General features: G+C 70.9%; 24 protein-coding genes and 1 riboswitch. Of the genes, 7 read left to right on the top strand and 17 right to left on the bottom strand.

What is annotated here, in order from left to right:
- Window positions 1–23: 23 nt before the first annotated feature.
- From HZ992_RS01670 to HZ992_RS01645, 6 genes are all read right to left on the bottom strand, one after another.
- Window positions 24–728: an ABC transporter ATP-binding protein gene (locus HZ992_RS01670; protein WP_209384951.1), complete on the bottom strand. Its 705-nt coding sequence runs from the start codon at window positions 726–728 to the stop codon at window positions 24–26.
- Window positions 709–2,601: a branched-chain amino acid ABC transporter ATP-binding protein/permease gene (locus HZ992_RS01665; RefSeq protein ID WP_209384950.1), complete on the bottom strand. Its 1,893-nt coding sequence runs from the start codon at window positions 2,599–2,601 to the stop codon at window positions 709–711. The genes HZ992_RS01670 and HZ992_RS01665 overlap by 20 nt, the downstream gene beginning before the upstream one ends.
- Entirely contained in the window at window positions 2,598–3,473 is an 876-nt protein-coding gene (locus HZ992_RS01660) for a branched-chain amino acid ABC transporter permease (protein WP_209384949.1), read from the bottom strand. The genes HZ992_RS01665 and HZ992_RS01660 overlap by 4 nt, the downstream gene beginning before the upstream one ends.
- A gap of 14 nt (window positions 3,474–3,487) precedes the next feature.
- On the bottom strand, window positions 3,488–4,825 hold the full coding sequence (locus HZ992_RS01655) for an ABC transporter substrate-binding protein (RefSeq protein ID WP_209384948.1): 1,338 nt from the start codon (window positions 4,823–4,825) through the stop codon (window positions 3,488–3,490).
- 88 nt (window positions 4,826–4,913) lie between these two features.
- Window positions 4,914–5,105 (bottom strand): rubredoxin, encoded by a 192-nt coding sequence (locus HZ992_RS01650; protein ID WP_209384947.1) that lies wholly within the window; start codon window positions 5,103–5,105, stop codon window positions 4,914–4,916.
- Between the two features lie 3 nt (window positions 5,106–5,108).
- On the bottom strand, window positions 5,109–6,173 hold the full coding sequence (locus HZ992_RS01645) for an aromatic ring-hydroxylating oxygenase subunit alpha (protein ID WP_209384946.1): 1,065 nt from the start codon (window positions 6,171–6,173) through the stop codon (window positions 5,109–5,111).
- 254 nt (window positions 6,174–6,427) lie between these two features.
- Here HZ992_RS01645 and HZ992_RS01640 point away from each other — a divergent pair, with 254 nt between their 5' ends.
- A complete protein-coding gene (locus HZ992_RS01640) occupies window positions 6,428–7,186 on the top strand; it encodes an IclR family transcriptional regulator (RefSeq protein ID WP_209384945.1) in 759 nt (252 codons plus the stop codon).
- A 71-nt stretch (window positions 7,187–7,257) separates the two neighbouring features.
- The gene (locus HZ992_RS01635) at window positions 7,258–8,256 is read left to right on the top strand and encodes an aldo/keto reductase (protein WP_209384944.1); all 999 of its coding nucleotides are present in this window, start codon (window positions 7,258–7,260) and stop codon (window positions 8,254–8,256) included.
- A gap of 6 nt (window positions 8,257–8,262) precedes the next feature.
- Here the strand turns inward: HZ992_RS01635 and HZ992_RS01630 are convergent, their stop codons facing one another.
- The 4 genes from HZ992_RS01630 to HZ992_RS01615 form a co-directional block, all read right to left on the bottom strand.
- On the bottom strand, window positions 8,263–8,505 hold the full coding sequence (locus HZ992_RS01630; protein ID WP_209384943.1) for a hypothetical protein: 243 nt from the start codon (window positions 8,503–8,505) through the stop codon (window positions 8,263–8,265).
- A gap of 60 nt (window positions 8,506–8,565) precedes the next feature.
- Window positions 8,566–8,656, bottom strand: a riboswitch (cyclic di-GMP riboswitch).
- Between the two features lie 116 nt (window positions 8,657–8,772).
- Complete coding sequence (locus HZ992_RS01625; protein WP_245213456.1) at window positions 8,773–9,672, bottom strand: nuclear transport factor 2 family protein; 900 nt, start codon at window positions 9,670–9,672, stop codon at window positions 8,773–8,775.
- Between the two features lie 5 nt (window positions 9,673–9,677).
- Window positions 9,678–10,037: a VOC family protein gene (locus HZ992_RS01620; RefSeq protein ID WP_209384941.1), complete on the bottom strand. Its 360-nt coding sequence runs from the start codon at window positions 10,035–10,037 to the stop codon at window positions 9,678–9,680.
- Window positions 10,038–10,116: 79 nt separating this feature from the next.
- The gene (locus tag HZ992_RS01615; protein ID WP_209384940.1) at window positions 10,117–11,007 is read right to left on the bottom strand and encodes a helix-turn-helix transcriptional regulator; all 891 of its coding nucleotides are present in this window, start codon (window positions 11,005–11,007) and stop codon (window positions 10,117–10,119) included.
- 64 nt (window positions 11,008–11,071) lie between these two features.
- Between HZ992_RS01615 and HZ992_RS01610 the strand changes: the two genes are divergently transcribed.
- Window positions 11,072–11,710, top strand: coding sequence for a CGNR zinc finger domain-containing protein (locus tag HZ992_RS01610; protein WP_209384939.1), 639 nt, complete (start codon window positions 11,072–11,074; stop codon window positions 11,708–11,710).
- Window positions 11,711–11,729: 19 nt separating this feature from the next.
- Here HZ992_RS01610 and HZ992_RS01605 read toward each other — a convergent pair whose 3' ends face one another.
- Entirely contained in the window at window positions 11,730–12,638 is a 909-nt protein-coding gene (locus HZ992_RS01605) for a 1-acylglycerol-3-phosphate O-acyltransferase, YihG family (protein WP_209387010.1), read from the bottom strand.
- A gap of 165 nt (window positions 12,639–12,803) precedes the next feature.
- Here HZ992_RS01605 and HZ992_RS01600 point away from each other — a divergent pair, with 165 nt between their 5' ends.
- Entirely contained in the window at window positions 12,804–13,313 is a 510-nt protein-coding gene (locus HZ992_RS01600) for a hypothetical protein (RefSeq protein WP_209384938.1), read from the top strand.
- A gap of 15 nt (window positions 13,314–13,328) precedes the next feature.
- Here the strand turns inward: HZ992_RS01600 and HZ992_RS01595 are convergent, their stop codons facing one another.
- From HZ992_RS01595 to HZ992_RS01580, 4 genes are all read right to left on the bottom strand, one after another.
- Window positions 13,329–13,691, bottom strand: a complete 363-nt coding sequence (locus HZ992_RS01595) for a hypothetical protein (protein ID WP_209384937.1) — start codon at window positions 13,689–13,691, stop codon at window positions 13,329–13,331.
- A gap of 49 nt (window positions 13,692–13,740) precedes the next feature.
- The gene (locus HZ992_RS01590; RefSeq protein ID WP_209384936.1) at window positions 13,741–14,739 is read right to left on the bottom strand and encodes a GlxA family transcriptional regulator; all 999 of its coding nucleotides are present in this window, start codon (window positions 14,737–14,739) and stop codon (window positions 13,741–13,743) included.
- Window positions 14,723–15,286, bottom strand: coding sequence for a cysteine hydrolase family protein (locus HZ992_RS01585; RefSeq protein ID WP_209384935.1), 564 nt, complete (start codon window positions 15,284–15,286; stop codon window positions 14,723–14,725). The genes HZ992_RS01590 and HZ992_RS01585 overlap by 17 nt, the downstream gene beginning before the upstream one ends.
- A gap of 86 nt (window positions 15,287–15,372) precedes the next feature.
- Entirely contained in the window at window positions 15,373–15,579 is a 207-nt protein-coding gene (locus HZ992_RS01580; RefSeq protein WP_209384934.1) for an MbtH family NRPS accessory protein, read from the bottom strand.
- A gap of 130 nt (window positions 15,580–15,709) precedes the next feature.
- Here HZ992_RS01580 and HZ992_RS01575 point away from each other — a divergent pair, with 130 nt between their 5' ends.
- Together HZ992_RS01575 and HZ992_RS01570 are read left to right on the top strand one after the other, a co-directional pair.
- Complete coding sequence (locus tag HZ992_RS01575; protein WP_209384933.1) at window positions 15,710–17,065, top strand: DUF2868 domain-containing protein; 1,356 nt, start codon at window positions 15,710–15,712, stop codon at window positions 17,063–17,065.
- The gene (locus tag HZ992_RS01570) at window positions 17,058–18,422 is read left to right on the top strand and encodes a GTPase/DUF3482 domain-containing protein (RefSeq protein ID WP_209384932.1); all 1,365 of its coding nucleotides are present in this window, start codon (window positions 17,058–17,060) and stop codon (window positions 18,420–18,422) included. The genes HZ992_RS01575 and HZ992_RS01570 overlap by 8 nt, the downstream gene beginning before the upstream one ends.
- A 327-nt stretch (window positions 18,423–18,749) precedes the next feature.
- Here the strand turns inward: HZ992_RS01570 and HZ992_RS01565 are convergent, their stop codons facing one another.
- Window positions 18,750–19,202, bottom strand: coding sequence for a DUF6691 family protein (locus HZ992_RS01565; RefSeq protein WP_245213323.1), 453 nt, complete (start codon window positions 19,200–19,202; stop codon window positions 18,750–18,752).
- Window positions 19,199–19,672, bottom strand: coding sequence for a YeeE/YedE family protein (locus HZ992_RS01560; protein WP_245213322.1), 474 nt, complete (start codon window positions 19,670–19,672; stop codon window positions 19,199–19,201). The genes HZ992_RS01565 and HZ992_RS01560 overlap by 4 nt, the downstream gene beginning before the upstream one ends.
- An 89-nt stretch (window positions 19,673–19,761) precedes the next feature.
- On the opposite strand from HZ992_RS01560, the gene HZ992_RS01555 reads away from it, so the two are divergent.
- A complete protein-coding gene (locus HZ992_RS01555) occupies window positions 19,762–20,532 on the top strand; it encodes a TerC family protein (RefSeq protein ID WP_209384930.1) in 771 nt (256 codons plus the stop codon).
- Window positions 20,533–20,538 lie beyond the last annotated feature (6 nt).

Here is a 20,538-nt window from a genome sequence, read left to right as displayed (position 1 = left end):
CTGTACTTTCTTGGTGATTCATCTCAGACGCTCAGGTAGCGGCGCTGGGTCTCTCGGTCTTCGCGCAGGTCCGCGGCGCGGCCCTCGTAGACCACCTGGCCATTGCTCAGCACGTAGGCGCGCTGCGCCAGGCGCAGGCAGACCTCGACGTTCTGCTCGACGATGACGATGGTCTGGCCATGCCGCGCAAGATCGGCCACGACGGCGAGCAGCGCCTGCACGATGATCGGCGCGAGGCCCTCGAAGGGCTCGTCGAGCATGAGCAGGCGCGGCTTGCGCACCATCGCCCGCGCGATCGACAGCATCTGCTGCTCGCCGCCGGAGAGGAAGCGGCCGAGCGAGCGGCGGCGCTCTTCCAGGCGCGGGAAGATGCGGTAGATCTCGGCGATCGGCATCGGCTGCTCGCAGCTCAGCGCGGCGATCACCAGGTTCTCCTCGACGCTCAGGCTGCCGAAGATGCGCCGGTCTTCCGGCACCAGCTGCACGCCGCGGCGTGCCAGGTCTTCGGGGGTCGGGTCGGTCAGCGTCTCGCCGCCGAAGCGCAGGCTGCCGCTGCGCGGCGGCAGCACGCCCATGATGGTCTTCAGCGTCGTGCTCTTGCCGGCACCGTTGCGGCCGAGCAGCGCCACCACTTCGCCCTCGCCCACATGCACCTGCACGTCGTGCAGCGCGTGCGACTCGCCGTAGAAGGTGTTGACGCGATCCAGCTCAAGCAGCGGGGCGTTCATCGCGCGCTCCCAGGTAGGCGGTGTGCACCGCCGCGTTGTCCCGGATCTCGGCCGGCGTGCCGGTGATCAGGTTGCGGCCCATGTGCAGCATGGTGATGCGGTCGGCCAGCTCGAACACCGCGTCCATGTCGTGCTCGACGATCAGCACCGTGCGGCCCTCCGCGGCGTGGCGGATCACCTGCACCACCTGCACGCGCTCGGCCGGGCTCAGGCCGGCCAGCGGCTCGTCGAGCAGCAGCACGCGCGGCTCGGTGGCCAGCGCGATGGCGATCTCCAGGCGGCGCTTCTCGCCGTAGGCCATCTCCGAGACCATCACATCGCAGCGCTCGTGCAGCTCCATCACGCGCAGCGCCCGCTCGACCTCTTCCTCCATCGCCGGGTTGCCGCGCAGCGTGCGCAGCACGTCGAAGCGGAAGGCGCCGCGCTGGCGCGCCAGGATCGGCACGTACAGGTTCTCGCGCGCCGTCAGCTCCGGGTAGACCTGCACGATCTGGTAGCTCTTGCTCACGCCGATGCGGCAGGCCTCGCGCACGCCGATGCCGGTGATCACGCGTTCGCCGAAGACCACGTCGCCGGCGGTGGGCCGCAGCTCGCCGGTCATGATCTTGAACAGCGTGCTCTTGCCCGCGCCGTTCGGGCCGATCAGGCCCATGATCTCGCCGCTGCGCACGGCCAGGTTGACCTGCTCGAGCGCCACCAGGCCGCCGAACTGCATGCGGATGTCGCGTGCCTCGATGGCCACCGGCGCGTCGGCGCCGGGCGCGACGCGCGTGGCGACGGCGCTCGCGCGGATCGGCTGCACCTTTTCGGCGGCCGGGCCAAGGTCTCGCGGCCGCGCCGCCGCAGCGCCCGCAATGGCTCGCGCCGTTCGCTGCTGGTGCCAGTGGCGGATCTCGCCGACGATGCCGCGGCGCATCACCGTCACCGCCAGCACGAACAGCGCGCCGAGGATCAGCTTCCAGGCGCCGCCGATGCCCGGGATCTGCTGCAGCACGTCGCGCAGGAAGATCCAGATCGCCGCACCGACCAGCGGGCCGACCAGCGTGCGCACGCCGCCGATCACCGTCTGCATCACGACCTGGCTGGAGGTCTCGAGCGACACGGCATCGGGCCCGATGTAGCTTTGGAAGACGCCGAGCATCGCACCGGCCAGGCCCGAGTAGGCCGCCGAGACGACCAGCGCCGCCATCTTGTAGCGCTGCAGGTGGTGGCCCACCGCCAGGGTGCGGTCGGGGTTGATCCGCATCGCGTTGAGCACGTGGCCGAAGGGCGACTGCACGAGGCGCCGCGCGAACCAGAAGGTGGCCACGAAGATCACTGCCAGCATGACATACATGCCCCAGCCCGGCGCGATCTCGACCAGCCGCTCGCCGACCTTGAAGCGCGGGTAGGGCACGCCGGGCAGGCCGTTGTCGCCACCGGTCCAGCGCGACAGCACCGAGTTCTGCATGAAGTGGGCGAGCTCGCCGATGGCGAAGGTGATCATCGAGAAGTAGATGCCCACGCGACGCAGCGAGACCCAGCCGACCAGCACGCTGAGCGCCATCGCGACGGTGATGCCGATCAGCGTGGCCAGCAGCACGCTGCTGACCGCGCCGCTGATGAGCAGGTAGGCCGTGACGAAGCCGCCGGCGCCGAAGAAGGCCGCCTGCCCGAACGACAGCAGGCCGGCGTAGCCGAACAGGATGTCGAAGCCCAGTCCGAACAGGCCCCAGATGAGGATGCGGATCGCGGTGTCGACGGAGCCGCCGGTCTGCAGCAGCACGAAGGGCATCGCGGCCAGCGCGAGCACGATCCAGGCCTCCGGCGCGAGCGCCAGGCGCGGCGAACGCGCGCGCGCTGGAATCGCCCGGGCCTGCGCGTCGTCGGTCATTGCCGCCCCTCCACACCGAGCAGGCCACGCGGACGCACCGCCAGGATGATGACCATCACGAGGAAGAGCATCAGGTCGCTGTAGGCCGGATCGAAGATCGAGGTCAGCGTCTGGATCTGCCCGGCGACGAAGCCGCCGAGGATGGCGCCGGGGAACGAGCCCAGCCCGCCGATCACCACGACGACGAAGGAGTGCACCATGAAGCGCGCGCCGACGTCCGGGTAGATCGAGACGATCGGCCCGAGCGCCACGCCGGCCACGCCCACTGCCAGCACGCCCAGGCCGAACACCATCGAGCGGATGCGCGAGGCGCGCAGTCCGAGCATGCGCACCATCACCGTGTCCTCGATCGCCGCCCGCACGATCAGGCCCAGGCGCGAGTGGTAGAGCAGCAGGTAGCAGCCCAGCAGCGCCAGCGCGGCGATGCCGAACACTGCGAGACGGTACTCGGGGTAGATGATCGGCCCGACACGCAGCGCGCCCGACAGGAGCTCGGGCACCGGCATGGTCTTGCCGACACCGCCGAACTGCCAGCGCAGTGCTTCGGTGATGACGATGCCCAGGCCGAAGGTGAGCAGGATCTGGTCTTCGTGGGGGCGCTGGTAGAAGCGGCTGATCAGCGAGCGTTCGATGACCAGGCCGAGCGCGCAGGTCAGCAGCGAGCCCAGCACCAGTGCGACGAGGTAGGAGCCGGTCTGTTCGTAGACGATCCAGCCGGCGTAGGCGGCGAAGGTGAAGAAGGCCCCGTGCGCGAAGTTCACCAGCCCGAGCGTGCCCAGGATGATCGTCAGCCCCGAGCCGACGAGGGCGAGCATGCCGCCCAGCACGAGGCCGTGGAAGACTTGCGAGAGGATCAACCCGGTGGGCGGCATGCTCGGGCTCCCGCTCAGGCGAGATCGCCCATCTTGCAGTTCGTCTCCTCGAGCGGCGGCACGGCGTCCTTGCCGGCGACCGTCTGCACCAGCTCGTAGTAGTCGTCGGGGGACTTCATCTCCGAAGGCTTCTTGCCGCGCATCACCGGCACGGGGCGGATCAGCTGGTGGTCGCCGGCGCGGTAGTACACCTCGCCGAGGCTGGTGGTCATCGGCTTGCCGGATTCCAGCTGCTTGATCACCTCGATCGGGTTGAACGACTGGGCCCGTTCCACCGCCGCCGCCCAGATCTGCATCTGGCTGTAGGCGATGTGCGCCGGCCAGTACGGCTTGTACTTGTGCTTGGCGAGGAAGTCATCGACGAACAGCTTGGCGATCGGGTTGTTGGCGCCCATCGTCCACCAGAAGTCCATCGCGCCCCAAAGGCCCTGCGTGACCTCGGCGCCGAGCTGCTGCGCGAGGAAGGGCTGCAGCGTGGGCACCACCAGCGCGGTGTTCTTCAGCACGCCGAAGGTGCGCGCCTGCTTCACCGACAGCGAGCAGTCATTGCCCACCGTGCAGTTGACGAACACGTCGGCGCCGCTGTTGGCGATGTTCAGCAGGTAGGTGCTGTAGTCGGCCGTGCCGATCGGGCAGACCTGCTTGGTGGCCACCGTCCAGCCCATGCCTTCGGTGAAGCGCACCATGGCGTTGAACTGCGTGTGGCCGAAGGTGTAGTCGGGCACCAGATAGGCGACCTTGCGGCCCTTGCCGAGCTTTTCGGCGAGCACCGGCGCGAGCGCCTTGGCCGCCATGTAGGTGCTCGGCTGCGAGCGGAAGCTGAATCGCTGGCAATCCTTGCCAGTCACGTCGTCGGAGCCGGCCGGGCCGGCCATGTAGAGCACCTTCTCGCGCGTGGCCAGCTTGCCCAGTGCCACCGTCACCGCGCTGCTGTAGCAGCCGGTCATCAGGATGGCCTTGTTGTTGCGCAGGAAGCGCGTCTGCGCCTGGATCGCCGGCTCGGGCTTGGCTTCGGTGTCGGCGACGCCGAACTCGATGCGCTTGCCCAGCACGCCCTTGGCCTTGAGCTCGGGCACGAGCCCGACCCACTTGCCGGAGTTCAGGTGCTCGAAGGCGAGTTCGAAGCCGAGCTGCTGGTCCTTGCCCTCGGCAGAGAACGGGCCGGTCAGTGGCACCGACACGCCGACGAAGGCGGTGTCGCCCTTCACGCCGTCCGGGAAGTTGCCCACCGACGTCTGGGCCATCGCTTCGCGCAGGCCGCCGGGCAGGGCCAGCAGCCCGGCGTTCAGGGCCGCGAACTTCATCAGCTCGCGCCGTTGCCGGCGTGAGTCCTCGTCTTGGTGTCCGTTCATGTCGGGTGTCTCCATTGTTTTGGAAGGGCCCCTGCCGTGGGGATGGTCGGTCCGCGGCAGGGGAAAAGTCTCCAGGCGACGGGTGCTCTCAGGCGCCCTCGATGCGAACCATCTCGAACTCGGCCTTGGCCGCCCCGCACTCGGGGCAGCCCCAGTCCTCGGGCACGTCGGCCCAGCGCGTTCCCGGCGCGATGCCGTCTTCAGGCAGGCCCAGGCTCTCGTCGTAGACGAAACCGCAGATGACGCACAGCCAGACGGCGGGCGGCGAGTCGTCGGCCATGCCTCAGGCCGCCGCGGTGTCGGCGGCCGGCGCGGTCTCGGCCGCCACCAGCTCGCGCACGATCTCGCGCGCCTTGAGCAGCGCCGTGTCGGAGCGCAGGTGCATCTCGCCGGGGTAGCGCTCGTCGCCGAGGTCGAACATCGACTGCTGCTCGACCAGGGCCCACAGGTCTTCGGCCACGACACCGGGGAACTGCGTGGCCACGCGGCGCGCGGTGGAGATGCTCGGGTCGGCGGGCCAGCGGTGGTCGGCCTTGCAGGTCACTCCGATGCGCCAGTTGTGGTGCTTCTCGTCGATCGGCGTGATCATGTGGGTAAGGATGTAGCCGCGCTCGGCCTCGGTGCCGAGCTGCCCCGGCGGTGCGCAGCGCAGGTCGACCCGCACGATGCCCGGCGAGACCATCGCATGCGTGTGGTAGCGGTCGACCAGCTCGTAGCCGAAGAAGTCGGCCAGGTAGGGCGGGTGGTGATAGCTCTTGGCCTGGCGGATGCACTTGATCGAGCGGTTGCCATCGATCGAGGCAAAGTCGAATTCGACCGGGATCTCGCTGTGCGCCGCGTCGCCGATGTTGCCGTCGTGCAGCGGATAGAAGTGGCTGATGTCGAGCAGGTTCTCGATCAGCAGCAGGTAGTTCGCGGCCACCACGTTGTTGGGCTGGTGGATGCATTCCCAGTCGGCGCTCTTCATCTCGGGCACGCGCGGGGGCGCGGCGGCCGGGTCGGCATCGCCCATCCAGACCCACACGAGCCCGTCCTGCTCCAGCACCGGATACGGGCGCACCTTGGCGCGCTTGGGGATCGGACTGCCGGGTTGCGAAGGGATCTTCACGCACTGGCCGGTGCTGTTGAAGCACAGGCCGTGGTACGCGCATTCGAGCGTGCCGTCGGCGAGCAGCTTGCCCGAGGCCAGCGGCATGCGCTTGTGGCAGCAGCGGCCCTCCAGGGCCACCACCTGGCCGGCATCGCTGCCGCTCTCGACACGCCACAGCACCACGGGCAGGCCGACGATGGTCTGCCCAACCAGTCTGCCGGCCGCGAACTCCTCACTCCAGCCGGCGACGTACCACATGTTCCTGATCAAGGTCCCTGCCACGCCTGTCTCCTGTTGCGACCGATCGCAGATTTCGCTTGTTCTATATATTGATACGCTGTATCATTACCTGGTACGAACTTTAGGCGCCGGCGCTTGCCCCTGTCAACGTGTGGCAGGCGGGTGCTTACCCGTAGCATTTGCCCCGCCTGCCGCAGCCCAGGAGATCGAACCTCGCCATGACAGCCTCGACCTCAGGCGCTGCCGCGCCCGCCGCACCGGCGGGATCCCCGATGAACACGACCTTCGTCAACGGCCTGGCGCTCCTGGAGGCGCTGGCGCGCGCCGGCGAACCCTGCGGCGTCAGCGAACTCGCGCGGCAGCTGCAGCTCACCAAGAGCAACGTGCACCGCCTGCTGCAGACGCTGAACGAACAGGGCTACGTCCAGAACGTCGGCGCCACGGGCCGCTACGAGGTCACGCTCAAGCTCTGGGAGCTCGGCGTGGAAGTGCTCGACAAGCTCGACGTGAAGCGCGTGGCCTTCGAGCCGATGGAGCGGCTCGTCGCGCTGACCGGCGAGACAGTGCACCTGTCCATCCTCGACCACGGCGAGGTGGTCTACATCGACAAGGTCGACAGCCCGCAGCCTGTGCGCGCGTATTCCAAGGTGGGCGGGCGCGCCCCCGCCTACTGCGTGGCCACCGGCAAGGCGCTGCTCGCTCATGCCAGTGCAGCCGTGGTCGACGCGGTGGCGCGCGAGCTGCGTAGCCACACCGCCAACACCATCACCGACCCGACCGAGCTGCGCGCCGAACTCAAGCGCGTGCGCGAGGCCGGCTACGCCATCAACCGCGGTGAGTGGCGCGAAGGCGTGTGTGGCGTGGCCGCGCCCATCCGCGACGGCCGCGGCAGCGTGATCGCGGCGATCGGCATCTCCGGCCCCGTCGACCGCCTCAAGTCGCGCGTCGTGAAGCAGTTCGCGCCGGCGGTGGTGGAGGTGGCACGCAGCATCTCGTCGCGCCTGGGCTGGACGGGCAGCGCCGGCGCATAGGCGTGCCCACCCGTGCCGGCGGCGCTGCGGCTATGCTGCCGCCTCCACCCGCCACGCGACCAGGATCTCCCATGCGCTACCGCCCCCTCGGCAAGAGCCCGCTGCAGGTGTCCGAGCTGTGCCTCGGCACGATGATGTTCGCCGACCAGACCGATCTGCCCGAAGCGCGCAGCATCGTCGCCCACGCCAAGGAGCACGGCGTCAACTTCATCGACACCGCCGATGTGTACTCGACCGGGGGATCGGAGACCATGGTCGGCGAGTTGCTGAAGGGCAGCCGGCACGACTGGGTGCTGGCCACCAAGGTGGGCAACAAGATGTCGGAGCGGCCGAACGAATCGCACTACTCGCGCGCCTGGGTGCTGCGCGAATGCGAGGCCAGCCTGCAGCGGCTGGGCACCGACCACGTCGACATCCACTACCTGCACCGCGACTACAACGGCATGGACCTGGAGGAGCCGCTGCGCGCCATCGACACGCTGCTGCGCGACGGCAAGATCCGCTACTGGGGCGTGTCGAACTTCCGCGGCTGGCGCATCGCCGAGATGGTGGCCCTGGCGCGCGCGCTGAACATGCCCGCGCCGGTGGTTTGCCAGCCGTACTACAACCTGCTCAACCGCCAGCCCGAGGTGGAGGTGCTCGACGTCTGCGCGCACCACGGCATCGGCGTGGTCCCGTACAGCCCGATCGCGCGTGGCGTGCTCGCCGGCAAGTACGCGCCGGGCAGCCAGCCTGCGCAGGGCACGCGCGCCGGGCGCGGCGACAAGCGGATGCTGCAGACCGAGTTCCGCGACGAATCGCTGCAGATCGCGCAGACGCTGCAGGCGCATTGCGCGGGCAAGGGTCTGTCGCTGCTGCACTTCGCCACGGCCTGGGTGCTCGCGCATCGCGCTATCAGTTCGGTCATCGCCGGCCCGCGCACGCTCGCGCAATGGCAGTCGTACCTCGGCGCGCTCGACATCGCCATCGACACGGCCGACGAAGCGCTGGTCGATTCGCTGGTCTCGCCCGGGCACCCGTCCACGCCGGGCTACAACGACCCGGCCTATCCGCTGTCGGGCCGCCGCTGAGCGGGCTCACGCGTCCAGGGGCAGCAGCACGATGCCTGCGCAGCGATCGCGCATCACCGTGCCGGCATCGGTGGTGCCGCGCTCGAGTTCGAGCAGGGTGACGCGGTCGATCTCGACGAACATGAAGTCACCCGGCTCGCCAGGCCCGTTGCTCACACCCACGTAGCAGCGGTTGGCGGGGTCCTGCGCGATGACGACGTGCTCGCCGGCGCCGCGGTGAAGGGTCTTCTCGATCCGGATGGCCTGCATGGGGGGCTCCTGCGCTGGGTGAATCGATGCACCCAGGCGAAACCGGGCCGGCCTCGCGTGCTGGGCAACCCCGCTGTCGTGGCCCGTTGCCAGGGCGGTAGACCGGAAGCTTTGCGACCCCGGCTTTCGCACGGGTGTGCCTTTGTCTCGCGGGCAACTGTATCCAGACGCAACCCGACGGCAAAGACTTCGTTACCAGTTCCCGCCTGCAAGCGTGTCGAAGTTCGCGGCTTGCGCCGATCGACGCCCTCGCTGCGCGGCGCCCACTCAGCCGACGCGCACCGGCGTGATGTGCGCCGAGATGCAGCGCCAGCCGCCCGGCTGCTTCTGCCAGATGTCGGTGTAGCGGGCGGTGCCGGTGCGGCCGTCCTTCATCTCGTACGGGTTGTCGGCCTCGATCAGCGCCAGCTCGCCGAAGCGGCGGATGTTCACTTGCTCGACCGGGAAGCTGCGGAAGTGCGTGGCGAAGGTCGGCCGCGCGAATGCGGCCAGCGCGCCGGCGCGGTACTCGAACGCGCCGTCGCCCTGGGTGACCATGTAGTCGGACGCCAGGTGGGCTTCATACCAGGCCACGTCCGCCTCGCGGAAGGCGCGCACATACTGCTCGTTGAGCTGGCGCAGCACGTCGGTGTCGTCGCCGACCGGATCGCGGCCAAGCCAAGCCGCGACCTGCGGCGGCGGGTTGCTCTGCCGAACCGCCGTCGCGACGCCCTCGCGCAGCGGCGTCGACTGCGCAGCCACCAGCAGCCAGCGATCGGCCTGCCAATGGAACACGTGGGTATAGCGCAGCCGCAGCGGAGGCTGGCCGTCATCGAGCGCCTCGACCACGCCGTGCACCAGCGCCACCGCGCCGAACAGCCGCACGCGCACCTCCTCGTGCGACAGCCTGCCGGGGCGGTTCGGCCGCACCGACGCGGCGAGGAAGGCGGACCGATCGACTCGGGCGCCGTCGTGTCCGACCATGCGGAAGTCGTTGCCGACCAGCTCGCCCAGCGAACCGGCATCGCGTGCAGGCCCGGCCCCGACGATGACCCGGTCGATGGCGAGCAGTTGGGATTCCGCCAGCGCTTCGGCCGGCACCGCTGCGGCCGCGCCGGCCCGGGCGCCGAAGGCCAGCAGCGCGGCGGCGCAGTTGGCCACGATCAGCGGCGCAAAGCGGCCCTTCATGGCACTCAAGGGCGCACCGCCTCGACGTTGTTGCCGTCGGGGTCGATGACGAAGGCCGCGTAGTAGGTATCGCTGTAGTGCGGCCGCGGGCCGGGCGCACCGTTGTCGCGCCCGCCGGCCTGCAGCGCGGCACGGTGGAAACGATCGACTGCAGCGGGGTCGGCGGCGCGAAAGGCGATGTGGCTGCCTGGCCCGACCGGCGTGTCGCAGGCGTACAGCCACAGCGAGGGCGCCGCGGCGGGGCCGAAGCCGACGCTGGCTTCGTCGGCGTAGCCCAGTTCATGACCCAGTGGGCCGAGCACCGCCGCGTAGAACGCCGCGCTCGCCTGCAGATCGCGGACCTTGATGCCGATGTGATCGAACATGCTCACCTCCAGGGTTGGTGGCGGCATGCTCCGCGCAACGCGGCGGCGGCGCTTGGAGAAACTTGCGATGCGGGCCGGTTCAGCGAAGCTCGGCGATCGGCGCGCCCAGGCGGTCGCGCAACGCCCGCCGCTCGCCCCGGGCCAGGCGGCGAAACTGCGTCGGCGACATGCCGGCCGCCTGCCCGAAGCTGCGCACGAAGTTCGACAGGTCGCCGAAGCCGACGTGGAAAGCCAGGTCGGTCACCGGCATCGTGTCGTCGGCCAGCAAGCGCGCCGCGTGGCCCAGTCGCCGGCGGACCAGGTACTGGTGTGGCGTGAGCCCGAACACGCGCGAGAACACGCGCAGGAAGTGAAAGCTGCTCAGGCCGGCCTGCGCGGCCGCAGCGTCGAGGTCGATCGGATCCTGCGAATTCGATTCGATCCACAGCGCCGCACGCATCGCACGCCTGCGGTCGGCGGCGGAGGCGGCCGGCGCCGGTGCCTCGCGGCCGGCAACCAGCTCGACGAAGCGCCGCACGAGCCGCAGGCCGGCCTCGTCGACACCGATGTCGGTGCGGCCCCGGGCCGCGGCCTGCGCCAGTTCGCCCAGCACCACCAGCGCCGGCACCGGCGCCAGCGCACCGACGCGCCAGGCCATCGGCGGAGCACCGATCTCGTCGGCCAGCGCGGGCTCGACATGAAAGGACAGGCATTCGTCGCCGCCGGCATGGTGATCGTGCGTGCAGGTGTATTCGTCGCCGGGGTGGCCGACGAACATCGAGCCGGCCACCAGGTCGAACTGCCGCCCGCGGCAGCGGCAGCCGAAGCCGCCGCGGCGCACGTAAGCGAGCACATGCCGAGTGTGCAGTTCGGTCACGGCCGGATCGCCCTGCGCGGCTGTGCAGCGGTAGTCGACGACCGACAGGCCCTGGCTGCGCAGCAGCACCTGGCGTGGCGGGCGCGGTGCGGATCCGATAGAACTAACCCTCATGCAGGTTAGTTTCGATCCGAGCGGCCGGCGTTGTCAACCGCCTGGGGGGTTAGTAGGATGCCGCATGAGTTTCCCCACGGAGGGCGGCACCCCTTCTCGCCTGGTGGCCGCGCCGGCGCCGACGCTGTGCCTGGACTTCGCCAACACGCGCTACTGGCGCGGCAGCGGGGCCCCCACCGAATCGCTGGTCGACTTCACTGCGCTGGAGCGCTGGCTCGAAGGCGCCGGCGTCGTGGACGCCCGCACGGGCGCGAGCCTGCAGGCGCTGCGCCGCACCGATCCCGGCGTGGCGCAGCGCCTCTTCGACGACGCGCTGCAGTTGCGCGAGTTGCTCTACTGCCTGTTCGCCGCGCTGGCCGGCGGCACGCAACCCGCGGCCGAGACCCAGGCCCTGGGCGACTGGCTGGCCGGCACACCGCCGCGCCGCCACTGGGTGCTCGAGGGCCAGCGCGCCGGCTGGCGCGTGCCCATGGTCTCGCCCGTCGCGAGCGAGGTGCTCGCGCCGGTGCTGTGGTCGGCGGCCGATCTGGCACTGGCCACGCAGCGCGTGCGCCTGCGCCAGTGCGCGAACGAGAAGTGCCGCTGGCTGTTCGTCGACGACAGCAAGGGCGGCAGCCGGCGCTGGTGCTCGATGAGCACCTGCGGCAACCGCGCCAAGGTGCAGCGGCACGCGCTGCGCAAAGCGGGCCGCTCGCTGCCGTGAGCGCGCCGCCGGGCCGCCGTCAGTGCGTCGCCGCGCGGCGTGCCTGAACGTCGGCCTGGAGCAGGGAGTCGATCAACGCATCCTTCTCGGCCCATTGCGCGTCGATCCAGGCGCCGATGCGCTGCCGATAGGCCTTGTCGCCCATCGGGTCGCCACCGAGCAGATCGGGCGGGATGGCGCACTGCCGCACGCGCACGGTGACCGCATCGATGCCGCCGCACAGCAGGTGCCAGAAGGTCGGCGCGCCATGCGGGTAGACGATGGTGACGTCGAGCAGCGCCTCGAACTGCTCACCCATGGTGGCCAGCGCGATGCCCAGGCCGCCGATCTTCGGCTTGAGCAGGTGGCGGTAGGGGCTGGCCTGCGCGGCATGCTTGGCCGGCGTGAAGCGCGTGCCTTCGACGAAGTTCATCACCGTGGTCGGGATGCGCTTGAACTTCTCGCAGGCCTCGCGCGTGGTGCGCAGGTCGTTGTGGCGCGCGCCGCGGCCCTTGCCGCGTTTCATGAACGGGAAGTCCAGCGCCCACCAGGCCAGCCCGATCACCGGCACCCAGATCAGTTCGGCCTTGAGGAAGAACTTCAGGAAGGGCACGTGGCCGTGCAGCACGCGCTGCAGCACCAGGATGTCGACCCAGCTCTGGTGGTTGCTCGACACCAGGTACCAGCCGCGCGGATGCAGGCTCGCCACGCCCTGGACGTCCCACACCGCGCGCGGGTTCACCGCGGTGATCCAGGCGTCGTTGTTGGCCACCCAGCGCGAGGCCAGCGCATTGAGCATCCGGTCGCAGACGGTGCGCACGCCGGGCAGGGGCAGCACCAGCTTGACGAGAGCCGGCGGCACCATCAGCAGCGTGAAGATCAGGGTGTTCAGGCCGAGCGCGAGCCCGGCAAGGGCACCACGCAGGCCAGCAGGCAGGAAGGACAGCATCGGCGGCATTGTCGCCTCCGGCGTCGGCCACGGGGCATGACCTGCCGCAACACCCCCGGCACGGCTGCGCCAGCGACGGCCTAGGGGGATGGCGTCCCCCAAGGGAGCGGATTGCCGCATCGCCGGGCTCGTGGCCTGATGCGAACGCCTCGACGAGGAGCACCCATGCCCGCACCCACACCGATCCGCGCTCACCGCACGCAGCACCTGGCCCTGCAGCCCATCGTGCTGGCAGGCCGCCTGATGCTGCAGATCGTCGGCATCGGCCTGCGCGGGCTGTTGTTCGCCGGCGCGCACCGCTCGGTGCCTCCGTCCATCCGCGTGCTCAGCCCGGGGTTCCTGGCCTGCAGCGCGTTGTTCTTCGTCGCCGCCTGGCTGCGGCACGGCGTGGCCGGGCATGAACCCGGCGCTCAGGTGCTGTTCGGCGCGGGGCTGGCCTATGCGGCGCTGATGCTCGTCTCGCTGACTCAGCGCATGGCGGAGTGCACCCTGTGCCTGTGCATCTCGCTGGCCGCTGACCTGCTGGCCGCGGCACTCGTGGGGGCGGGTGTGTTGACGATGGACCGCGAGATCGTGCGCACGGTGCTGCTCGTCTGGCCGCTGGCCGCGGTCTTCGTCGCGCTGGTCCAGTTGCGCCTGGCCCGCTCCGCGCAGCCGACACTGCCGGCAGCGTGACGGCGGGCCGGCGGCTCAGTCGCCGCGCTCGTTGTCCTCGATGTCGAGGCGGCCGCGCGCCGCGTTGACGACCAGTGCATTCCAGCGCATCTGCTGCGCCGGCGTGGCGAACCAGTCGCTGCCGAACAGCGCCGGGCCGTGGCGCACCATCAGCAGCGCAACCTGTGCCGAAGGAGCATGTCCTGCGTCGGCCAGCGAGGCAAAGCGGGCATAGGCCGAGGCGTAGCGGCCCGCTCGGAAGTCGTGCTCGGCGCGTGCCTGGCGGGCCGACTGCGCGGCGCCGCGCAGCTCGGCCTTCACGGCCTGCGCCGGCACCGCCGGGCTGATCGTGGCCATGGCCAGGCCGAGCAGCGGCGCGGCAATGAAGGTGAATCGCATGGAAAGAGCTCCGGTGGGTTGAGGTGCACGGGTGCGCCTCGCACCCTGCTCACCCTGTCCCACGCGATGCGTTCGGCGATCCGGACAGGCCGGCCGCATGCCAGGCGCGGCGCAGCTGCAGGTCGGAGTGGAAACCGGCCGCTTCGGCCGCAGCGCCGACGCTGCTGCCGGCCTCGAGCGCGGTGCGCGCCAGTGCCAGGCGAATGCCGCGCAGGTAGGCCAGCGGTGTGGTGCCGGCGTGCTCGCCGAACAGGCGCGTCAGCGTGCGCGGCGTGGTGTGCACGAACTCGGCCATGCGCGCCACGCTCCAGGGCTCGCGCGGCGCGGCCGACAGCGCGTCCTGCACGCGATGCAGCCGCGCATTGAAATGCTGGCGGTGCGCGAGGAAGGGCGAGAGCTGCGGATCGTCGGGCCCCCGGCGCAGCGCCACCGCCATGCGCTGCGCCACCCGCGCGGCCACCACCGGACCGCAGTGCGCGGCCACCAGGTGCAGCGCGAGGTCGATGCCTGCGGTGACGCCGGCACTCGACCAGATGTCGCCGTCGTGCACGAAGACGCGGTCGGGCACGACGGTGGCATCCGGCGCTCGCCGTGCCAGTTCGTCGAGGTCGCCGTGGTGCGTGGTGACGCGCCTGCGTGCGAACAGTCCGGCCGATGCGGCCAGCAACGCGCCCGAGCACACGGTCACCAGGCGCACGCCGCGCTCGCCCGGCTGCACGCGGCGCAGCCAGTCGACGACGAGACGGTCCTCGCGGTCGGTGCGGTGATCGTCGCCGCGGCGCTGCGAGTTCGACGTGCGCCCGACCAGCACCACCCAGGCCGGCGCGTCGACACGTTCGGGCAGCGGCGCCAGGCCGGCGACCATCGCACCGACCGAACTCTGCGACGTGGCTTCGGGCGCCACGAAGTGCAGCACGAAGGCCGGCCGGCGCGGCGGCAGCTCGGTGTTGGCGAAACGCAGCGCCTCGGCCGGGCCGGCCCAGTCGAGGATCAGGCTGCCGCGCGGCAGTACGAAGTAGACGTCGATGGGCTCAGTCGGCGCGGACATGGGCGAGAGTGTCGTCCACCCCCAGCACGCGGGCAAAGCGCCCCTGCAGCACGCTGGCCGTGCGCGCGCGGATGTCGGCGGCGCGGAACGGGCTGCCGTCGGGCAGTGTCATGTCGAAGGTCAGCGTGGCCTCGGGCACGAACACCACCCGCCAGCCCAGGTCGCTGGCGTGGCGCGTGGTGGTCTCGCAGCACTGCTCGGTGCGGATGCCGCTGACCACGACCTGCCCGATGCCCTGCTCGGTGAGCCAGACGTCCAGGCCGGTACCCACCAGGGCGCTGTGGCGCGTCTTGTGCACCTCGTGCGCCGGGGTGAAATCGCGCAGTCCCTCGAGCGGCTTGACCTGGCCGCTGGCCACGGTGAAGGGGTCGCTCGCATCGCCACCGGGCGAGACGTGGAACACACGAACGATGGGCAGGCCCTGCGCCTCGAAGCCTTCGATCAGCCGGTTCTGCGCGGCCAGGTAGGCCGGCACGTCGGCCGCGGAGAAGTAGGGACGCCGGGTGAACGATTCCTGCACGTCGATGACGATCAATGCGCTCTTCATGGAGGGCTCCTTTTCAGTCGGGTAGGGATGCCCGGACTGTGCCCCCGCCGCCCTGCGGCGGCCACGCGCTCAGCGACGTTCGCCGATCACTTCCGGACAGGCGGCGTCAGCGCCACCACCTCCACCGGGTCCATGCACACCGACTTCAGGTAGGCGAGCAGAGCGTCGCGCCCGCCGGACTTGCCGCTGTGCCGCCATCCCGCCGGCAAGGGCCGCGCGCTCGGCCAGACGGCGTACTCGCGGCGGTCGTTGACGACGATCTCGTAGGTGGGGGCACGGGCGACTTTCGGCATGCGCCCAGCTTAGGAGCGCAGGCCCCGCGGCCGCCAGTGGGTGCGGCGGCCGCAGCGGCAAGTTTTCACACTCCTATCGCGCACGACCCACAGCCTGGGCGCGCTCGGCGAGCCTGCTACCCTTGCCGCGATGCCGCGCCACGCCCCCGTGTTCTCCCTGCAGGACCTGCTGCTCACCGAGGCCGTGAAGGACCTCGAAGCGGCCACGCCGCTGCAGGACGAGCGGGCGATGCGCGCGGCGGTGGCCGCATCGCCGCAACGCGAGGCGCGCATCGTGCAGCGGGCACTCACCCTCGCCGCCGACACCGGCCTGGACGCCGACGCCGCCTGGCTGCGCCGCGCACTGCCGATGCTGGGCCTGACCGCAGTGGCCGCCGGCGTGCTGTTCGCCGCGCTGGTGACGATGTCGCTGCTCGGTGATGGCCGGCGCATCAATGCGCTCGCGGCACTGGCGCTGCTCGTGCTGCCCAACCTCGCAGGCATCGCGGCCTGGGCGCTGTTCGCCGCGCTGCCGGGCCGTGGCGGCGCCGGCGTGCTCGGCCACGCAGCGGCCTGGCTCGGGCGCCGCGGCCCGTGGCAGCGCCGCTCGGCGCGCGTCGCGCCGGCCGCGCTGCGCCTGCTCGACGCAAGCCGCCTCGCACCCTGGCTGCTCGGCGGGCTCAACCACCTGCTGTGGGCGGTGGCCTACCTTCTGGCGGCGCTGGGCCTGGTGGCCGTGCTGTCGCTGAGCGAATACCGCCTGGGCTTCGAGACCACCATCCTGTCGCCGCAGGCGCTGCACGAGACGGCGCGCGCGATCGCCTGGCTGCCGGCCCAGCTCGGTCTGCAGGCGCGGGTGCCGGATGCCGCGGAAACCGCCGGCGCCTCGCATGCGCTGGGCTGGTGGCTGATCTCCGGTACGCTGGCCTACGGCGCGTTGCCTCGCCTGCTGCTGCTGGCACTGTGCGCCGTGGTGGCCCGCGCGCGCAGCGCGGCGCTGGCGCTGGACACGCAGGACCCGTACTACCGCACGCTGATCAACCGCTTCGAAGCGCTCGCGCCGACGCAGGTGATCGACGCCGAGCATGCGGTGCCGCAAGCGCGGCGCGATGCGATGGCCGCGCCGGCCCTCGGCGGCACGTTCGCACTGGTCGGCTTCGAACTGCCGCCGGAGTCCGAGCTGCCGCCGTCGCTGGCCGCCGACGCGGCATGGAGCGAGCGCATCGAAGGCCGCGGCGACGAGCGCGCCGCGCTGCTGCAACGGCTGGCCGCGGCACCGCCGGCGCGGCTGCTGCTGGTCTGCCATGCCGTCTCGACACCCGACCGCGGCACCGGCCGCATTCTCGACGGCGCGCGGCCGGTGCCCACAGCGCTCCTGCTCCTGCCCGCCGCTCTGGCATCGACCGCCCTGCCCCGCTGGCGCGCCTGGCTGGACGCCGCCGGCCGCGCCGATGTGCCGGTGTTCGCCGAGGCCGGCGAGGCACGGCGCTGGAGCAGCCATGGCTGAGCCGCTGGCCATCGCGGTCGTCGGCCACACCAACGCCGGCAAGACCTCGCTGCTGCGCACGCTGACGCGCAGGCGCGATTTCGGCGAGGTGTCGGACCGGCCGGGCACGACTCGCCACGTCGAGTCGGTCGACCTGGCCATCGACGGCCGCGCCGTGCTGCGCTTCTTCGACACACCGGGCCTGGAAGACCCGACCGGCCTGCTCGCCGCGCTGGGCCCGCTGCGCGCCGACATGACGCCGCCGCAGCGCATCCGCGCCTTCCTCGAGACGCGCGCCGCGCGCGAGGACTTCGAGCAGGAGGCGAAGGTGCTGCGCGCACTGCTGGACATCGACGCCGCGCTGTTCGTCATCGACTGCCGCGAGCCGGTGGTCGCCAAGTTCCGCTGCGAGGTGGAGATCCTCGCGTCCTGCGGCAAGCCGGTGCTGCCGGTGCTCAACTTCGTGCGCGACCCGCAGTCGCGTGAGGCGCAGTGGAGCGCCTTGCTGGCCGATTTCGCGCTGCATGCACAGGCGCGATTCGACGCAGTGGCACCGTTCGAAGGCGGCCAGGCACAGCTCTACGCCAGCCTGCAGGCGCTGCTGCCGCAGCAGCAGGAAGTGCTGCAGCAGGTGGCTGGCTTCCTCGATCGCGAGCGTGCCGAACGGCACGAGGCCGGCCTGCGCCTGATCGCCGATGCGCTGCTCTCGCTGGGCGCACTGCGCGTGACGCTGTCGCGCGAAGAGGCGAGCTCGGCGGCGCTCAAGGCGCAGATCGTCGAGCGCTTCCGCGCCGACGTGCTGCAGCGTGCGCGCCGCGCCGTGCAGTCGCTACTCGACGTGCACGCTTTCGCGCATGACGACGCCGAGCTCGCCCTGCTGCCCTGGCTCGACGGCCGCTGGGCGGCGGACCTGTTCCACCCCGAGACGCTGCGCGATGCCGGCGTGCGCCTGGGCAAGGGCGCGGCCATCGGCGCGGGCATCGGGCTGGCCGCCGACGTGGCGCTGGCCGGGCTGTCGCTGGGCAGCGCGGCGGCGCTAGGCGCCACGATCGGCGGTGCCGCGAGCCAGGGTTTCGGCACGCTCGGCCGCCGCGTGGCGGACGCACTGCAAGGCCGCGAGGCACTGTCGCTGGAAGACGCGGTGGTGATGGTGGTGGTGCAGCGGCTGCTGGTGCTGCATGCGTCACTGAGCGCGCGCGGCCACGCCGCTCATGGCCGCGTCGACCTGGAACACGCGGCGCTGCCGGTGGAGCGGCTGCAACCGGTGCTGCGAGCCGTGCAACCGGCCCGCGCCCACCCGCAGTGGGCCGAAACCGATTCGCCGCGTCGCGAGGCGGCGCAGCGTGCGCTGATCGCCGAGTTGCGCGCACTCGGCTGATCGCGCGGATCGCATTCAGGGATTCAGGAAGTGGCGCGTGGGCCGGAGAGCGCATACCCGAACCACCTGCCCCACAAGCACCGAGGACTTTGTGACGGCAGGCCACCGCGGATGCCGGCAGGGCGGCGGTGGTGCCCGCGGGCGCAGGCCCCATTCGCGGTCGCCCTGGCGAGGGCATGGCACACCCGGTGTTGATGCGACCACGGTGGCGGCCCTCGGTGGCCGCCCGCGAGCGTGGGCCGGAGAACGCGGGTACCGCCGTTGACCTGCGACCATGCCCGTCGCACGAACGCAGACCCAGGAGGACCCTCGAAGACCGCGACGGGCTCAGCCCTCCTGCAACGCTCCGCCCTGCGCCCGCGGCGAGGCGAGCACGCCCTGCAGCCAGGCGCCCGCGGCCAGCCCACCGAGCACCCACAGCAGCTGCAGATTGCCCGTGCCCAGGCCGGCGATGGCCGGCCCGGGGCACACGCCGCTCAGGCCCCAGCCGACACCGAACAGCGCCGAGCCGATGAAGGTGTCGCGGTGCATCCGCGCCGTGTGCGCTTCGTAGGCCCCCCCGAGCAGCGGCGTGCGGCGCCAGCGCGGCGCGAGCTGGTAGGCGAGCAGCGTGACCGTCAGCGCGCCGCCCATCACCAGCATCAGCCCCCAGTCGCGGAACTGCAGGAACGACAGGATCACTTCCGGCCGGACCATCCCCGACAGCGCCAGGCCGAAGCCGAAAAGCGCGCCGGCGGCAACCGTGGCAACCGTGGCCTTCGTCATTCGGGCGCCGCTCATGGCGCCACCCCGAGTGCCGCCAGCAGCTGCGCCGTGGCGAAGCCGGTGGCCATGAAAGTCAGCACCGCCAGCAGCGACGGCATCTTGAGCGAGCCGATGCCGCAGATGCCGTGTCCCGAAGTGCAGCCGCCGGCCAGCCGCGCGCCGAAACCGGCGAACAACCCGCCGAGCAGCAGCCGCCACGCCGGCACGGCGGTGGACAGCGGCTCGGCCGGCCCGAGCGTCAGCCACCACAGGGCGGCGCCGAGGACCAGCCCCAGCGCGAGCTGAAGCCGCCAGCCACGGCTGCCCAGCCAGCGTGGCTGCTGGAAGAAGGCCCGCGCGCTGACGTACGACCAGGTCGAGCTGAATACCGAGCTCATTCCGGCCAGGCGGCCGGTGGCCAGGTACAGCAGCGCCACGCCGAGGCCGATGCACAGGCCGCCAGCCAGGTAGTGCTGCCAACCGAGGGGGAACAGAAGAGACGACACACAAACTCCGGGCTCATGCTGATCAGGGGATTGTCGGCCTCCGGGCAAGATGCCGCTTAGCATCGCGCGCTTATCCCCGAAGGACCCACGTGATCGAACTGCTCACCTCGCCGGAGGCCTGGATCGCCTTCGCCACCCTCACCGCCCTGGAGCTGGTGCTGGGCATCGACAACATCATCTTCATCTCGATCCTGGTCGACAAGCTGCCGCACGAGAAGCGCGAGCTCGCGCGCCGCATCGGCCTGGCGATGGCCATGCTGATGCGCATCGGCCTGCTGCTGGTGCTGGCCTGGATCGTCGGGCTGGTGGCGCCCTTGTTCACCGTGCTCGGGCAGGCGATCTCCGGGCGCGACCTGATCCTCATCGTCGGCGGCCTGTTCCTCGTCTGGAAGGCAACCACCGAGGTGCATGGCGCGCTCGAGGGCGAGGAGGGCCACGCCAGCAGCGCGGTGAAGGCCACCTTCGGCGCGGTGATCCTGCAGATCATGTTGATCGACCTGGTGTTCTCGCTCGACTCGATCATCACCGCCGTGGGCATGGTCGACGACGTGCGCATCATGATCGCCGCGGTGATCGCCTCGGTGGCGCTGATGATGCTGTTCGCACGCGCCATCGGCGAGTTCGTCTCGGCGCACCCGAGCATCAAGATGCTGGCGCTGTCCTTCCTCGTCGTCGTCGGCGTGGTGCTGATCGCCGAAGGCTTCGACAACCACGTGCCCAAGGGCTACGTGTACTTCGCGATGGCCTTCTCGGTGACCGTGGAGCTGCTCAACATCCGCGCGCGCAAGAAGCGCGCGGCCAAGCCGGTGGAGCTGCACAGCCCCTACCGCGAGGCCGGACCGACGGACGCCACGCGCTAGCGCAGC

It is taken from the genome of Rhizobacter sp. AJA081-3, from assembly GCF_017795745.1.
Classification (GTDB): domain Bacteria; phylum Pseudomonadota; class Gammaproteobacteria; order Burkholderiales; family Burkholderiaceae_C; genus Piscinibacter.
This window is presented reverse-complemented; position numbering and strand designations above follow the sequence as displayed.

Coding starts and splice junctions, on each gene's coding strand:
- HZ992_RS01670 (WP_209384951.1), bottom strand. CDS start 728: ATGAACGCCCCGCTGCTTGAGCTGGATCGCGTCAACACCTTCTACGGC.
- HZ992_RS01665 (WP_209384950.1), bottom strand. CDS start 2,601: ATGACCGACGACGCGCAGGCCCGGGCGATTCCAGCGCGCGCGCGTTCG.
- HZ992_RS01660 (WP_209384949.1), bottom strand. CDS start 3,473: ATGCCGCCCACCGGGTTGATCCTCTCGCAAGTCTTCCACGGCCTCGTG.
- HZ992_RS01655 (WP_209384948.1), bottom strand. CDS start 4,825: ATGAACGGACACCAAGACGAGGACTCACGCCGGCAACGGCGCGAGCTG.
- HZ992_RS01650 (WP_209384947.1), bottom strand. CDS start 5,105: ATGGCCGACGACTCGCCGCCCGCCGTCTGGCTGTGCGTCATCTGCGGT.
- HZ992_RS01645 (WP_209384946.1), bottom strand. CDS start 6,173: ATGTGGTACGTCGCCGGCTGGAGTGAGGAGTTCGCGGCCGGCAGACTG.
- HZ992_RS01640 (WP_209384945.1), top strand. CDS start 6,428: ATGAACACGACCTTCGTCAACGGCCTGGCGCTCCTGGAGGCGCTGGCG.
- HZ992_RS01635 (WP_209384944.1), top strand. CDS start 7,258: ATGCGCTACCGCCCCCTCGGCAAGAGCCCGCTGCAGGTGTCCGAGCTG.
- HZ992_RS01630 (WP_209384943.1), bottom strand. CDS start 8,505: ATGCAGGCCATCCGGATCGAGAAGACCCTTCACCGCGGCGCCGGCGAG.
- HZ992_RS01625 (WP_245213456.1), bottom strand. CDS start 9,672: ATGAAGGGCCGCTTTGCGCCGCTGATCGTGGCCAACTGCGCCGCCGCG.
- HZ992_RS01620 (WP_209384941.1), bottom strand. CDS start 10,037: ATGTTCGATCACATCGGCATCAAGGTCCGCGATCTGCAGGCGAGCGCG.
- HZ992_RS01615 (WP_209384940.1), bottom strand. CDS start 11,007: ATGAGGGTTAGTTCTATCGGATCCGCACCGCGCCCGCCACGCCAGGTG.
- HZ992_RS01610 (WP_209384939.1), top strand. CDS start 11,072: ATGAGTTTCCCCACGGAGGGCGGCACCCCTTCTCGCCTGGTGGCCGCG.
- HZ992_RS01605 (WP_209387010.1), bottom strand. CDS start 12,638: ATGCTGTCCTTCCTGCCTGCTGGCCTGCGTGGTGCCCTTGCCGGGCTC.
- HZ992_RS01600 (WP_209384938.1), top strand. CDS start 12,804: ATGCCCGCACCCACACCGATCCGCGCTCACCGCACGCAGCACCTGGCC.
- HZ992_RS01595 (WP_209384937.1), bottom strand. CDS start 13,691: ATGCGATTCACCTTCATTGCCGCGCCGCTGCTCGGCCTGGCCATGGCC.
- HZ992_RS01590 (WP_209384936.1), bottom strand. CDS start 14,739: ATGTCCGCGCCGACTGAGCCCATCGACGTCTACTTCGTACTGCCGCGC.
- HZ992_RS01585 (WP_209384935.1), bottom strand. CDS start 15,286: ATGAAGAGCGCATTGATCGTCATCGACGTGCAGGAATCGTTCACCCGG.
- HZ992_RS01580 (WP_209384934.1), bottom strand. CDS start 15,579: ATGCCGAAAGTCGCCCGTGCCCCCACCTACGAGATCGTCGTCAACGAC.
- HZ992_RS01575 (WP_209384933.1), top strand. CDS start 15,710: ATGCCGCGCCACGCCCCCGTGTTCTCCCTGCAGGACCTGCTGCTCACC.
- HZ992_RS01570 (WP_209384932.1), top strand. CDS start 17,058: ATGGCTGAGCCGCTGGCCATCGCGGTCGTCGGCCACACCAACGCCGGC.
- HZ992_RS01565 (WP_245213323.1), bottom strand. CDS start 19,202: ATGAGCGGCGCCCGAATGACGAAGGCCACGGTTGCCACGGTTGCCGCC.